General features: G+C 72.9%; 12 protein-coding genes. 9 read left to right on the top strand and 3 right to left on the bottom strand.

The annotated features are described in order from the left end of the window. Positions 1-75: 75 nt before the first annotated feature. Positions 76-573, top strand: a complete 498-nt coding sequence (locus tag ABGB05_RS08090; protein ID WP_347652566.1) for a hypothetical protein — start codon at positions 76-78, stop codon at positions 571-573. Between the two features lie 118 nt (positions 574-691). Here the strand turns inward: ABGB05_RS08090 and ABGB05_RS08085 are convergent, their stop codons facing one another. Beyond that, entirely contained in the window at positions 692-1,561 is an 870-nt protein-coding gene (locus tag ABGB05_RS08085) for a YcnI family protein (RefSeq protein WP_347652565.1), read from the bottom strand. Between the two features lie 204 nt (positions 1,562-1,765). Here ABGB05_RS08085 and ABGB05_RS08080 point away from each other — a divergent pair, with 204 nt between their 5' ends. The 3 genes from ABGB05_RS08080 to ABGB05_RS08070 all read left to right on the top strand — a co-directional run bounded on the left by ABGB05_RS08080 (position 1,766) and on the right by ABGB05_RS08070 (position 5,134). After that, a complete protein-coding gene (locus tag ABGB05_RS08080) occupies positions 1,766-2,947 on the top strand; it encodes a monooxygenase (protein ID WP_347652564.1) in 1,182 nt (393 codons plus the stop codon). A 163-nt stretch (positions 2,948-3,110) separates the two neighbouring features. Continuing rightward, complete coding sequence (locus ABGB05_RS08075; protein ID WP_347652563.1) at positions 3,111-4,022, top strand: DUF2726 domain-containing protein; 912 nt, start codon at positions 3,111-3,113, stop codon at positions 4,020-4,022. A 20-nt stretch (positions 4,023-4,042) separates the two neighbouring features. After that, positions 4,043-5,134, top strand: a complete 1,092-nt coding sequence (locus ABGB05_RS08070) for a PIN domain-containing protein (protein WP_347652562.1) — start codon at positions 4,043-4,045, stop codon at positions 5,132-5,134. Positions 5,135-5,174: 40 nt separating this feature from the next. Here the strand turns inward: ABGB05_RS08070 and ABGB05_RS08065 are convergent, their stop codons facing one another. Continuing rightward, on the bottom strand, positions 5,175-5,576 hold the full coding sequence (locus tag ABGB05_RS08065; RefSeq protein WP_347652561.1) for an NUDIX domain-containing protein: 402 nt from the start codon (positions 5,574-5,576) through the stop codon (positions 5,175-5,177). Between the two features lie 101 nt (positions 5,577-5,677). On the opposite strand from ABGB05_RS08065, the gene ABGB05_RS08060 reads away from it, so the two are divergent. Then, positions 5,678-6,832 (top strand): low temperature requirement protein A, encoded by a 1,155-nt coding sequence (locus tag ABGB05_RS08060; RefSeq protein ID WP_347652560.1) that lies wholly within the window; start codon positions 5,678-5,680, stop codon positions 6,830-6,832. Positions 6,833-6,852: 20 nt separating this feature from the next. Here ABGB05_RS08060 and ABGB05_RS08055 read toward each other — a convergent pair whose 3' ends face one another. Beyond that, positions 6,853-7,977 carry a lytic polysaccharide monooxygenase gene (locus tag ABGB05_RS08055; RefSeq protein ID WP_347652559.1) on the bottom strand — a complete coding sequence of 375 codons (1,125 nt, stop codon included), beginning with the start codon at positions 7,975-7,977 and terminating at the stop codon, positions 6,853-6,855. Between the two features lie 205 nt (positions 7,978-8,182). Between ABGB05_RS08055 and ABGB05_RS08050 the strand changes: the two genes are divergently transcribed. From ABGB05_RS08050 to ABGB05_RS08035, 4 genes are all read left to right on the top strand, one after another. After that, on the top strand, positions 8,183-9,175 hold the full coding sequence (locus ABGB05_RS08050) for a LysR family transcriptional regulator (protein ID WP_347652558.1): 993 nt from the start codon (positions 8,183-8,185) through the stop codon (positions 9,173-9,175). A 103-nt stretch (positions 9,176-9,278) separates the two neighbouring features. Next, positions 9,279-10,664, top strand: coding sequence for a condensation domain-containing protein (locus ABGB05_RS08045; protein WP_347652557.1), 1,386 nt, complete (start codon positions 9,279-9,281; stop codon positions 10,662-10,664). A gap of 14 nt (positions 10,665-10,678) precedes the next feature. Next, entirely contained in the window at positions 10,679-11,425 is a 747-nt protein-coding gene (locus ABGB05_RS08040) for an ABC transporter ATP-binding protein (protein WP_347652556.1), read from the top strand. A 165-nt stretch (positions 11,426-11,590) separates the two neighbouring features. Beyond that, entirely contained in the window at positions 11,591-14,080 is a 2,490-nt protein-coding gene (locus ABGB05_RS08035; RefSeq protein ID WP_347652555.1) for an FtsX-like permease family protein, read from the top strand. The last annotated feature ends 38 nt before the right edge of the window (positions 14,081-14,118 follow it).

The following is a 14,118-nucleotide window of genomic DNA, read 5'->3' as shown; positions in this document are numbered from 1 at the left end:
GCCGGGCCGGAACACCCTGGTCGTGGCCGGGGTCGCCGCGGTCGGCGCGATCCCGGCGGTGCTAATGTCCCGCGGGTGACCGACGCAGACGTGTACCTCGCCGCCCAGCCGCGCCTCGACACCGTCGTGACGGAGTTCCGGTCCGACGCACGCCGGCTCCGGAGCGACTACGCCGGGATGGCCTGGCTCGGTGACCAGCCGGACGCCGACACCGGCCTGCTGGGCCCGGACTACCAGCAGCGGGACGTGGACTCGCAACTCTTCCTGCCCGACACCCACTGGTACGACGTGGACGCGCTCGACGACGTCGAGGTGCAGGTCAGCGTAGGCCTGCTCCAGGTGGCCAGCACCACCCTGCGGACCCAGGGGCTGGTGGGCGCCCTCGCCGAACCGGTCGTCGAGTTCTTCGAGCACCCCGAGGGGGAGCCGGGGGTCGGCCTCTGCCTCGGACTGCGCGGTCGGATCTTCTCCAACCTGGGCGTCTCCTACCGGGTCACGGTGCTCTGTCCGCCGGAGGCGGTGCTGCGTCCGGGGGCGACCGCCGAGGCGGAGTCGGACGAGCCCGAGGAGTGAGCAGACCCGTCCCGGGACGGCAGGCGCGTGCGGGGACCGCGTTCCCCGGCTTCGGGGACGGTCGCTGACCGGCGTCCCGGGACGCCGGGGACGACCGGTGTCCCGGCGTCCGACGCGGTCACTCCCGTAGCCGCCACGCCCGGGCCGACCGACCCGCCCCGCCACTCGACACCGGCCCGGTATCCGCGCCCGCCTCGACCGGCGGTTCCGTCCCGTGGCCACCGCAGTCACCGTCACCGTGGCCACCGCAGTCACCGTCACCGTGGCTGGCGCCGTCACCGTCGCCATCGCCGCCGTCGGGCCGTCGACGGCGCAGGAACACCCAGGCGGTGACCGCCACCCCGCCAAGCAGCCCGGCGGCGGTCCCGACCACCAGCGGGCCGAATCCGCCCGGTTCGTCAGCGGTCGGCGCCGCGTCCCGGGTCTGCGGCCCGGGGGCCGCCCCGGCCGGTGCCGGGCCGGCGGGCAGCAGGGTGAGGACGGGGGCCGGCCGGCTGGCATCGGCCGCCGGCTGCTGGTCCCACCTCGTGACGACCCCGTCCGAGTACGTCTGCAGCACCGTGAACACCAGCTGCCCGACCTCCGGCAGCGGTCCGAGGGAGACGGTCAGTTCGACCGGCGCTCCCTCCTCGGCATCTTCGGCCCGGAACCAGGTGATCGCGGTGACCACCTCGCTGGTCCGGCCGTGGTGCATCCCCACGAGAGGCTGGTCCAGGGTCCGGGTGGCGACCCGGGGTGCCCAACCCGGCACCGACATCGGGGTGGTCTCCGCGATCGGCGTCGCGTCCGGCAGCCGCATCTCGACCCGGGTGGTGTGCGCGGGTGCCCGGTCCTCCGTCACCCGGAAGGTCAGCTTCACCGACTCCCCGCGTACCGCCTGGGTCGGGGTCAGGGTCACGTCCGCTGACGCGGGCCCCGCCCCGGATGCCGTACCGACGACGGCCGCCGCGACCATCCCGACCGTCCACCACACCGCTGCGCGACCCACCGAAAGCCCTCCGTCCGGCCGGCGTCGCCGGCCAACCTCGACACTCCAGATGGTTCGGCCGGGACGCGGAAAAGGTTCAACCCGGACGGTATCCGGTCCGCGTCCAGTGCCAACTCCGGCCCGCACCGTCGCCATTCCGACAGATTCTTCGGATAATTCGGGTGAGCCCGGATCCCGAAGCGGAGGCTGACAGTTATGCGGGACATGCATCGACGCGTATGGCGACTCTCCGCCGCGGCGGCCCTGCTCACCGCCCTCGTCCTGACCACCTCCTGCGACACCGGCCGGCAGACCCGTGCGGAGCCGGGGCCACCGACCCCGTCCAGCCCGCACGGCGGTCACGGTCAGCCGTTCGAGGCGCCGCCGGCCGCGCCGCTGCGCAGCGGTGAGCGGTTCGTCAACCTGTCCATGCCGGAGCCCTACCGCCCGGTGGCCCCGAACGGCGGCAGCGACGAGTACCGCTGCTTCCTCGTCGACCCGGAGCTGACCGGTCCGGCGTACCTGACCGGCAGCCAGTTCCTGCCGCAGAACGCGGAGATCGTGCACCACGCGATCTTCTTCCGGATCGAGCCCGCCGAGATCGAGTCGGTACGGCGGTTCGACGCGGAATCGCCGGGACCGGGCTGGACCTGCTTCGGCGACACCGGTGTGGGGCAGGCGGCCTGGGTCGCCCACTGGGCGCCCGGCGCCAACGAGACGCTGCTCGCGCCGGGCCTCGGCTACCCGATGCCGCCGGGCAGCCAACTCGCCATGCAGGTGCACTACAACCTGCTCGGCGCGCCGGACGGGACGACCGGGACCGACCAGTCCGGGATCCGGCTGCGGCTGGCCGACGGCGGCGCCGACGTCGACCCGCTCGCCACCGAACTGCTGCCGGCACCGGTCGAGCTGCCCTGCGCCGCCGGCGAGTCCGGGGAACTCTGCGACCGGGCGGCGGCGCTGCGCGACGTACACCGGCGATTCGGCACCGAGTCCGGCCGACGGGCCGACCAGCTCAACTCCTCCTGCAACCAGGGTCGGGCGCCGACACCGGGGAACACCCAGTACTGCGACCACCGGGTGACCCGGCCCGGACTGGTGCACGCCCTCGGCGGCCACATGCACCTGCTCGGCCGGGCCGTCAAGGTGGAACTGAACCCGGGGACGCCGGACGCCCGGACCCTGCTCGACGTGCCCGCGTACAACTTCGACGAGCAGGCGATCCGTCCGCTGGCCGAACCGGTCGCGGTGCAGCCCGGCGACGTCTACCGGGTCACCTGCACCCACGACGCCACGCTGCGCGCCCGACTGCCACAGCTGCGTGACTCGTTACCGCGGTACGTCGTCTGGGGTGAGGGCACCAGCGACGAGATGTGCCTCGGCCTGGTCATCTGGTCCGAGAAGTAAGAAGGGGCGTGCCGTCGCGGCTCGGCCCGCGGACCCGTCTCCGTCCCGATCAGACCCGGACCGGCGGCGGGCCACGCCCCACCGATCCCTAGCATGGGAGAGGCTCTCCACCCGACCGGCGGCGGAGGGCGGCGAACGGCGGATGTGACGGACCAGGGGACAGATGGTGAAGACCGGCAGCGACGGAAACCCGTCGGTGTACTCCAGCGGGCTCCCTGGCGACGTGGCGGCGGGCGGGCCGGACAGCGGCAGCTTCGAGCGGGCCGGCCGGGTCGCCCGACCGCACCAGCGGCTCGGTCAACTGGTGCCACGCCGTCCGGCGGGGATCACCGCCAACCAGTGGAACTCGGCCAGCCGGAGCGCCTTCGACTTCGTGGTCTCCGATCCGGACGGCCGGGTGGCGCCGTTCGCGGTCGAGTTCGTCGACCCGGAGACGCAGACCGCTCAGGTCCAGCGCGGCGAGCGGATGAAACTCGCGGTCTGCGAGGCGGTCGGGTTGGAGCTGGTCCGGATCGAGTCGCCGACGCTGCGGCCGGGACCACGGGCCCGTCGGATCGTGGAGTACCTGATCGACGCCAGCGCGTTCCACGCGGTGGCCGGGGATCCGGCCGACGTCGACGACCTGACGTCGACCGCGCCGTTGACCTACCGGGACATCGTCGGTCGGCTGCCGGACGGCCGGAGCGGGCACGTCAACGACCTCGGCGCGGTGGCGAAGGCGGCGGCCGTCGAGGCGTACGTCGACCGGGAACTCGTCGACCCGATCCTGCGTAGCCTGCAGCTCGACTGGAAGGACGGTCCGGCCGAGGGTTGGGCCTGGCTGCAGGTCCGTCCCGGTGGTTACCTCTTCGAGCGGGTCCGGATCTGGCAGCACCGGTTCACCTGCGGCATCGAACCGGCCCGGCTCGCGGAGGACCTCGCCACGATGGCGGTGGGGGAGCGGTTGCGGCTCCGGGAACTTGTCGCGTTCCCGCTGCGGGACCGGGACCGGTTGGCCGCCGAACTCGACGTACTGCGGCGGCGGCGGGATGAACTGGTCAACCCGTACGCCTTCGACCACGTCTCGTTCGAATAGGGCGGGCGTAGGCTGTCGCGGTGGAGCAAGAAGAGCGGATCGCCCTGTTTCTCGACTACGAGAACCTCGCGTTGGGGGCACGTGACCACCTCGGCGGGATGGCCTTCGACTTCCGCCCGATCGCCGACGCCCTCGCCGAGCGCGGCCGGGTGGTGGTCCGCCGGGCGTACGCCGACTGGTCGTTCTTCGACGAGGACCGGCGGATGCTCACCCGCTCGCACGTGGAGCTCATCGAGATACCGCAACGGATGGGCGCCTCCCGCAAGAACGCGGCCGACATCAAGATGGCCGTCGACGCGGTGGAACTGGCGTTCGAGCGGAGCTATCTCTCGACGTTCGTGATCTGCACCGGCGACAGTGACTTCACGCCGCTGGTCCACAAGCTCCGGGAGCTCAACAAGCGGGTCATCGGGGTCGGTGTCGAGCAGTCGACCTCGGCGTTGCTGCCGCCGGCCTGCGACGAGTTCCTCTACTACGACCGGTTGGAGGGCGTGGACGTACCGGCGGCGCGGGGCCGTCGCGGCCGCGCCGTGGCGGCGGCCGGGCCCGAGCGGCGGCCGGCGGAGCCGGAGCGGCAGCCAACGGTGGAGGAGCCGGAGCCCGCGGTGGAGGAGCCGGTCCGGGACGTCGACGCGCTCGCCGTCCTCGTCGCCCAGACCGTCGCCGGTCTGCAGGGCAGCTCCAGCGGGGCGGTGACCGCCTCGACGCTGAAGCGCACCCTGCTGCGCAAGGACCCGACCTTCAGCGAGTCCGACTTCGGGTTCCGGGCCTTCGGTGAACTCCTGCGGCACCTCGCCGACCACAACGTGATCGAGCTGGCGGACGGCCCGGCCAAGGGCGACCCGGAGGTCACCCTGCCCGAGCACGGCGACCGTGAGGTGGCGTTCGCGCTGCTGCGTACCGTGGTGCTCGACGTCGCCGGCGGCGACGGCACGGTGGCCCTGTCCGGGTTGAAGAACCAGCTGCGGCGGGCCCGACCCGAGTTCAGCGAGAAGAAGCTCGGCTACCGCAGCTTCCTGCAGTTCTGCCGGGCGGCCGCCACCGGCGGTGCGGTGCAGCTGGCGTGGAGCCCGGAGGCCGACGACTACCTGCTCACCGCCCACGCCTCCTGACCGACCGGTTCGCCGCTGACCGCCGGTCGACCGAGCCGCTTCACCGCAGCCGGTCGGCGGCGCGCAGCTCGTCGAAGATCACCTGGTCGACCGGGGAGACCCGGTCGCGGTCGGCGTAGCCGAGCCAGACCACCTCGGCGATCTCCGAACTCGGTGTCAGGGTGCCCCGGTAGTCGCCGGTGTAGCAGGTCATCCGGACCCGTACGCCGGCCGGGTGGCCGTGTGCCGGCGCCTCGAAGACCCCGGCGGGCCGGGCGGTCTCGGCCAGGACGGAGACGGTCAACTCCTCCTCGACCTCGCGGAGCAGGGTCTCGATGTCGCTCTCGCCCGGTTCCCGCTTGCCGCCGGGCAGGTAGTAGACGTCCTTGCCCCGCGAACGGGTGCTGAGGATCCGGCCGTCCTCGATCCTGATCCAGGCCACCTTGTCGATCACCCTGGTCATCGTCCCGCCCCTTCTGTCGCGTCTGCGGAAGTCGTCTGTCGTATCGGCGGAAGACAGCATTCCACCTCTCGGCCGTGCCCCGATCACTAGGCTGACCTGCGATGCTAGCCAGGGAACGGGAGGAGGGGTCGGGCGACCTGCGGCCCGACCGGGTGACGCAGGCGGAGATCTTCTTCGACCTGGTCTTCGTCTTCACCCTGACCCAGCTCACCCGGGTGCTGGAGGCGGATCTGACCCTGGGCGGTGCCGGTCGGGTCCTGCTGCTCTTCGGTGTGCTGTGGTGGCTCTACGACGGGTACGTCTGGCTGACCAACCACGTGCCGCCGCGCCCGGCCGTCCGGAGGCTTCTGATCTTCGCCGGTATGGCCGGGTCGCTGATCGCGGCGGTGGGGGTGCCGGAAGCCTTCGGGGACACCGCGCTGGTCTTCGCCGTCGGCCTGCTGGTGGCGACCGCCGTGCACCTGCTGATGTTCCTGCGGTCCGGGGTCCGGTCGGCCATCTACCGGCTGGCGCCGTTCAGTCTCGGCGGGGTGGCGCTGATCATCGGGGCCGCGTTTGTCGACCCGCCGCTGAACTACCTGCTCTGGGTGGCGGCGTTTGTCGTCCAGGCGGTGCTTCCGCAGGTCCTGCCGGCAAACAGTTGGGCCGGCGGCATCCGACAGGTCAACATCGTGGCACCGCACTTCGTCGAACGGCACGGCCTGCTGCTGATCCTGGCGCTCGGCGAGTCGGTCGTGGCGATCGGGATGGGGGTCGAGAGCCGGCACCTCACCTCCGCGACCGTCGGCATGGTCGTGCTGGCATTGGCGCTGCCGGCCGCGTTGTGGTGGAACTACTTCACCGGGATCCGGACGGCCGAACACACCCTGGCCGAGGCCGATCCGGTCCGCCGTACCCGGCTCGCCGAGAAGGCGTACCTCTACGCGCACATTCCGATCGTGCTCGGCATCCTCAGCTCGGCGGCCGCCGTCCACGCGATGGTCAGGCGTCCGGGCGAGCCGGTGGGCTGGTCGGCGGCGATCACCCTGGGCTGCGGGGTAGGGCTCTTCCTGCTCGGTCTCGCCGGGTTCCGGGCTACCCTGCGCATCCGCCCGCCCTCGAGCTGTCTGGTCGCGGCGGCGGTGGTCCTGGCCACGATGCCGGTGGGACGCCTGGTCGACGCCACGCTCGAACTCGGCCTGGTGATCGCCGCGGTCACGGCACTGGCGGTGTTCGACAACGTGCGGACGGGGCCCATCCCACCTCGAGAGCGATAGGAAGGGCCCTCCCGCACGGCTCAGGCCGCGGTGCAGCTCAGTGCCGGTACGGCGTTGCTGCCGGTCCAGGAACCGAGGAAGCCGAACGTGGTGCTGGCGGCCGCGCCGAGGCTGCCGTTGTACCCGGTGTTGCGGGCGGTGACGGCGGATCCGCTGGCGCTGATGGTGGCACCCCAGCTGTTACTGATCTGCTGGCCGTTGGCGAAGGTCCAGTTCACCGTCCAACCGTTGATCGCGGCGTTGCCGGCGGTGACCCGGACGTCGGCCTGGAAGCCACCGGACCAACTGCCGGTCACCGTGTACGTCGCCGAGCAACTCCCGGAGCCGCCGGCCGGCGGGGTGGTGGCCGGCGGGGTGCTGGTCGGCGCCGGGGTGGTCGGCCGGGGAGTCGGCGGGGTGGTCGGATTCGGGTTGCCGCCCGAGCCGCCGAAGGTGACGTCGCTGCACCAGTAGTACGTCTGGTCGGAGTGGCTCGCCTTCCAGATCGTGTAGACCACGTGTCGCCCGGTACGCCCCGGCGCGCTGACGTTGATCGTGTTGGAGACGCCGTTGAGTACCGGGTCGTTCTCCCGGGTGCCGGCGCCCGGGGCGTACCGCCCGGTTTCTCGAACCAGTTCGACGTCGTTCCAGGTAAGCCGCTGGGTGAGCGGGTTGAAGCCCTGCCGGGTCACGTAGATCCGGAAGTAGTCCGCGCCGTGCAGGGCCTGGTCGTGCACGGTGACGCCGAAGTTGCTGCCGACCGGGGTGGCCTGCCAGGCGCCCGGGTTGTCCAGTGCGGCGTACCGTACGCCACCGGTCTGGCCGGCGCTGCAGAGCTGTCCGTTCGGCACCGCCGCCTGGTGGTTGCCGGCGACGCCGTCGCGGTAGAGGCCGTTCCAGTTCCACATGGCGTTCGGGTCGGCCTGCCAGGCCTGCCAGCACATCGGGTCCTCGGTGGCCATCCGGGGGTTCTGGAAGTCGCCGCCCCAGCGCTTCCAGCAGCCGTAGTTGCGGGACGCCGGGTTGATCGTCGAACCGTGTGCTTCGGCGGTGTCGGCGAGGGCGGTGGCGAGCAGGACGATCGCGGCCGCGGCGACCGCGAGGATCCGCAGCAGCGTCGTCGGGACGCGTCGGGCGGGGGTGGGGTGTTGGGCGAATGAGAACATGGGGGCTCCCCAGACGTTGACGAACGATCGGGTACGAACGCGGGAGCTGCCCGGTGCCCCGCACGACCGCCCGGCTCGGCGGCGCTGCCCTGCGCTGAGGTTCACACCTGGCCCACCTGCCTGTCAATAGTTTGGTATGCCAACAAAGAAGTTCGGTCGGCCTGATCGGGCGGTGACCGTCACCGGGTCCCGATAACCTCGACGGGTGTCCATCTCCTCCGCCTGGCGCGACGACCAGACCCTGCCCGCGCCTTTTGATCTCGCCTGGTTGGACACGCTCGCCGTGGTCGCCGAGACGGGCTCGTTCACCCAGGCCGGACTGCGGCTCCACCTGACGCAGTCGGCGGTCTCCCAGCAGGTCGCCGCGCTGGAACGGTGGGCGGGCACGCCGCTGCTGCACCGCCGGCCGGTGGCGCTCACCGACGCCGGGCAACTGGTCCTGGCCCACCACCAGACGCTGCGGGCACGGGTGGGCCGGCTCGGCGAGGACCTCGTCGACCTGCGGCAGGGACTACTGGGGACGGTCCGGATCGCCGCGTTCCTGTCCGCCTGCCGCACCCTCGTCCCGGCCGCGCTGGCCGCGTTCCGCCACGAGACACCCCGGGTGCGGGTGGTGCTGTCCCAGTTGGAGACCGGTCCGGCGCTGACCGCCCTCCGGCACGGCGACGTGGATCTCGCGGTCGTCTTCGGTTACGGCCCCGTGGAGATGGGCACCGAGTTGACCACCACGCCGCTCTACGACGAGCCGGTCGTGCTGGCCGTGCCGGTCGGGCATCCGCTGACCACCGGGCCGGCGGTCGACCTGGCCACCCTCGACCCGGCCGAGGTGATCGTGGCGCCGGACGCCTCCATGCCCTCGGTCCGGTCCGGGTCCGCCGCCCAGGTCCGCTATCTCGGCGACGACTTCTCCGTGCTGCTCGCCCTGGTCGCGGCCGGGCTCGGCGTGGCACCGGTACCCCGGCTGGCCGTCACCCCCTGCCCGGCGGGGGTGGCGCTGGTCCCACTGGCCGGTCCGGAGCAGCCGCGCCGGCGGGTCTGGGCGGTCTGGTCCGCCGGCCCGGAGCAGCGTCCGGCGGTCGCCGCCGCGGTGCGGGCCCTGGTGACCGCAGGCGCTGCCGTCACTCCCGGTGAGAGCCGGCCAGCCGGCGGCGGCCCCTCCGCAAAGCACTCCCAAAACACTCCTATACGGGAAATATAGGTGGCACCGGCAGACTGATCCGGCGCGCCTGCCGTGCGCGTGGTTCCGCATGACCACGGTCGCCCCTCCGACGGGCCCGTGACCGCCCGGCGAAGGGGAGTGGATGAGCAGCGACGGTGACCGGCGGCTGTCGATGGGTCAGGAGGCGCTCTGGTTCCTGTACCGGATGGCGCCGGAGAGCGCGGCCTACAACGTCCTCCTGGCGGTGCGGATCCGGACCGCCGTCGATCCGCCCCGACTCCAACGCGCGCTGACCGCCGTCGCCGAGCGGCACGACGTTCTCCGGTCGACCATCGTGGACCAGGCCGGAACGCCGGTCCGGCGGATCGGCCCGGCGGACCGGGTACGGCTGGTGGTCCGGCCCACCCCCGCCGAGGAGTTCACCACCGCGGCCCGGACGGTGGCGGCGGAGCCGTTCCGGCTGGACCGGGAGGTGCCGCTGCGGGCGGTACTGCTCCGGGACGGGCCCGCCGACGCGGTGCTGGTGCTGGTCACCCACCACATCGCCAGCGACGCCACGTCACAGTGGCTGCTGGCCCGCGACCTGTTCCGGGCGTACGAATCCGACGGCGCGCTCCCGCCACTGCCCGGCGGCGGCTTCGAGGCGGCGGTGGCCGCCGAACGTGCGCTGCTGGACTCCGACCGCCGACCGGTCCTGGAACGCTACTGGCGGGACCTCTGTGCCGGAGTGCCGGCCGCCGAACTCCCCGCCGACCGTCCCCGCCCGGCGACACCGGTGTTCCGGGGCGCCTCGCACACCGTCTGGTTTCCCGACCCACTCGCCGACCGGGTACGGGTCGCCGCCCGGGACTGCGGGGTGACCCCGTTCGCGCTGCTGCTCGGGGCCCTGCAGGCGGTGCTGCACCGCTACACCGGCCTGACGGACTTCCTGATCGGCTGCCCGGTCAGCGTCCGGTTCCGCCGGGAGCTGCGGGACGTGGTCGGTTACCTGGCCAACTCGACGGTGCTGCGGGCCCACTTCGACCGGGAGGCGACCTTCGCGTCCACCGCCCGGGCCGCGTACCGGGAGGTCGCCCAGGCGATGGCGCACGCCGGCTTCCCGTACCCGGCGCTCACCGCGCTGCTCGGGCCGGCCCGGTCCGCGCCGGTCTTCACCGTGGCGGTGACCCTGCTGGCCGCGGACCGGCTCGACCCGCCACTGCCGATGGTCCCGCCCGGCGAGGTCGAGGGCGCCGAGGTCGAGTATGCCGGCCTGCGCCTCGCCCTGCTCGACCTGCCGCAGATGGAGGGTCAGTTCGACGTGCTGGTCGAGTTGCGGACCAGCGGCACCGGTGGGCTCTCCGCCGTGGTCAAGTACGACGCCAACCTGTTCGAGCCGCCGACCGTCGAACGGTTCGCCGCCGCGTACACCCGGTTTGTCGAGGTGGCGGCCGGCGACCCGGACACCCTGGTGAGCAGGACACCGCTGGTCGATCCCGCCGAACTGCGTGCCCTGCTCGCGCTCGGCACCGGTGGGGTGGACTCGTGAGAGAGGTCGGGTCGATGACTGACGCGGTACGGCTGGACGAGGTACGCAAGACGTACGGGCGCGGGGAGAGCGAGGTGGTGGCGTTGGCCGGGGTGACCCGGTCCTTCGTCACCGGGAGCTTCACCGCTGTGATGGGCCCGTCAGGTTCCGGCAAGTCGACCCTGCTGCAGTGCGCGGCCGGGCTGGTCCAGCCCACCGCCGGCCGGGTGACGGTCGGGGGCACCGACCTGACCGGACTGGACGAGACGAAGTTGACGCTGCTGCGACGCCGGCTGATCGGGTTCGTGTTCCAGTCGTTCAACCTGGTGTCGTCACTGACCGCGGCGCAGAACGTGGCGCTGCCGCTGCGTCTCGCCGGTCGCCGACCTGGTCGCGACGAGGTGCGGCAGGCACTGGCCGCGGTGGGGCTGGACGGGCGGGCCGGACACCGGCCGGCCGAACTCTCCGGTGGCCAGCAGCAGCGGGTGGCGATCGCCCGGGCGCTGATCACCCGTCCGGCGGTGGTTTTCGCCGACGAGCCGACCGGCGCGTTGGACACCGCCAGTGGCCAGGACGTGATGCGGCTGCTCAGCGAGACGGTCCGGCAACACGGCCAGACCGTGATCATGGTGACCCACGACCCGGTCGCCGCCGCGTACGCCGACCGGGTCGTCTTTCTCGCCGACGGTCGGCTCGCCGGCGAGCTGGAGCAGCCGACCGCCGACGCGGTCGCTGCCCGGATGTCCCACATCGGGAGGGATCACCGTGAGCGCGAGGAGTGAGCGGTTTTTGCGAGCCCCGCAGTCGCGAACAGCGGTGGGCACCGTGAGCGCGAGGAGTGAGCGGTTTTTGCGAGCCCCGCAGTCGCGAACAGCGGTGGGCACCGTGAGCGCGAGGAGTGAGCGGTTTTTGCGAGCCCCGCGGTCGCGAACGGAAGGCGGGGCTCGGTGATCGGGCTGGCGTTGGCGACGCTGCGTGCCGCCTGGACCAGCGTGCTGGGCGCCTTCGTCGCACTCGCCCTCGGTGTCGGCATGATCTCGGCGATCGCGCTGGTCCTGGCGGGCACCCTCTCCGCGCCGCAGCGGGAACCGCAGCGTTTCGCGGCCGCGCCCGTGGTGGTCCGGGGACCGGTGGAGTTGACCGTGCCGGGCGACGCCGCCAGCAACGGCGGTGACGACGAGGAGGATGGGGACGGCCCGCAGTCGGTACGCCGCGCCGACCCGGCCCCGCTGTCGGCGGAGCTGATCGCCCGGGTCGCCGCGGTGAGCCCGGTCGTCGAGGACCGCACCTTCTACGCCCAGCTCGCCGACGGCCCGGCCGACCAGGTCGGACATCCGTGGGCGACGGCGGCGTTCACGCCGTACCAGCTCGCCGCCGGTCGCCCGCCGGCCGCCGACGGCGAGGTGGCCGTCCCGGAGGGCGCCGGCACGGTGGGCCAGCGGGTACGGGTGTTGACCGCCGACGGTCCCCGGGAGTACACCGTCTCCGGGCTGACCCGCCCGGTGGCGTTCGAGTCGGCGGTGTTCTTCACCGACGCCGAGGCGCGGCGGCTCTCGCCGGCGGTGGACGCGCTCGTCGCGACCGGCGCCCCGGACGCGGTCGAGAGCGCGGTGGGACCGGAGGCGGAGGTGCTCACCGGTGCTGAGCGGTGGACCGCCGAGCCGGCCGCCGCCGAGGACCGGCAACGGCTGTTGAACACCCGTACCCTGCTGGGGGTCTCTGGAGGGATCGCCGCCTTTGTTGCGATCTTTGTGGTCGCCTCCACGTTCGCCTTCGTGGTCGCCCAGCGGCGGGGCGAGTTCGCGCTGCTGCGTACCGTCGGGGCGACCCCGGCCCAGGTGCGCCGGATGGTGCTCGCGGAGGCCGGCGCGGTCGGGCTGACCGGCTCCCTCGTCGGCTGCCTGCTCGGGGCGCTGGCCGGGCCGGCGTTGGCGGACCGGCTGATCGCCGACGGCATCGCCCCGGAGTGGTTCTCGGCCGCGCCCACGCCGGCGCCGTTGGCCCTCTCGGTGGTCGTCGGGCTGGGGGTGGCACTCACCGCCGCGTGGACGGCGTCCCGCCGGGCGGGCCGGGTGGCGCCGGTCGAGGCGCTGCGTCAGGCGACTGTGGACGACCGGCCGATGACCCGGGGACGGTGGATCTGGGGGCTGGCCCTGCTCGGCTGCGCTGTCGGTGGCATGGTCTTCGTCGCCCGGGTCCAGCCGTTGATCGCCACGGTACCGGTGATCTACCTGTGGATCCTGATCCTCACGGTGACTGCGGTGGCACTGCTCGCCCCGGCGATCGTCCCACCGTTCACCCGACTGGTCACCCTGCCGCTGGCCTGGCTGCCCGGCGCGACCGGGCTGTTGGCCCGGGAGAACACCCTGGCCGCGGTCCGACGTACCGCCGGCACCGCCGCGCCGGTGCTGCTCACCGTCGGTCTGGCGGTGTCGCTGCTCGGCGCGCTCGACACCATCGACGAGGCCCGGACCAGCGAGCGGGAGCGCCAACTCGCCACCGACCTGGTGCTGCTTCCCGACGGTACGCCGGGGATCAGCCCGGTGGTCGCCGACCGGATCGCGGCGACGACCGGGGTCGAGGCGGCCGCCCCGGTGCCGCTGACCGTGTACGGCTTCGACAGTGGCAGCCTGCGCGACTACGACGCGGTCGCGGTCGATCCCGCCGCGTTGGCCCGGACGGTGCGACTCGACGTGGTCGACGGCTCGTTCGGTGAGCTGTCCGACCGCACGGTGGTGTTGACCGACGACTGGGAGATCCCGGTCGGGGACTCCGTCGACCTCTGGCTGCCGGACGGCCGGCGCAGCACGCTGCGGGTGGTGGCCCTGGTCGCCACCGGGATCGGCACCCCGGACGCCTATCTCGCGGCGAACCACGCCGTCGGTGGGTTGGCCGACGAGGTGTTGGTGCCGACGGAGGGCGGCGACCCGGCGCAGCTGCGGTCCCGGATCACCACGATCGCCGCCGAGTTCGGTGCCCGGCTCGCCGACCGGAGCGGCTACGTCGGGGCGGGCGGTGGCGGAACACCGCAGGGCAGCACCGCCGGTATCGCGGTGATGCTGGTGGTCACCGCCCTCTACAGCGCGATTGCCATCGTCAACACCATGATCATGGCGGCCGCCGGCCGGGTCCGCGAGTTCGCGGTGCTGCGCCTGACCGGTGCCACGCCGCGCCAGGTGCTCCGGGTCGTCGCCGCCGAGTCGCTGCTGGTGGTGGGGGTCGGTCTGGTGCTGGCGGCCGCCGCCACCGCGGTCAACCTGGCCGGACTGTTCGCCGCGCTGTCCGGTCTGGTCGGGGCGACCCCGGTCCGGGTGCCGTGGCTGCTGGCCGGCGTGCTGCTCGGCGCCAGCACGCTGCTGGTGCTGCTCGGCGCGCTGGTCACGGTCCGGAACACGCTGCGGGGGCCGGCGGTGCAGCTCGTCGCCGCCCGGGAGTGATCCGGCCGTCGGTCGGGGATATAGGGGCGGTATAGCGG

Origin of the sequence: Plantactinospora sp. B5E13, assembly GCF_039871775.1 — a bacterium.
In the GTDB taxonomy this organism is placed as follows: Bacteria; Actinomycetota; Actinomycetes; order Mycobacteriales; family Micromonosporaceae; genus Plantactinospora.
Note: the sequence above shows the minus strand (reverse complement) of the source record. Positions and strands in the feature narration are given on the sequence as shown.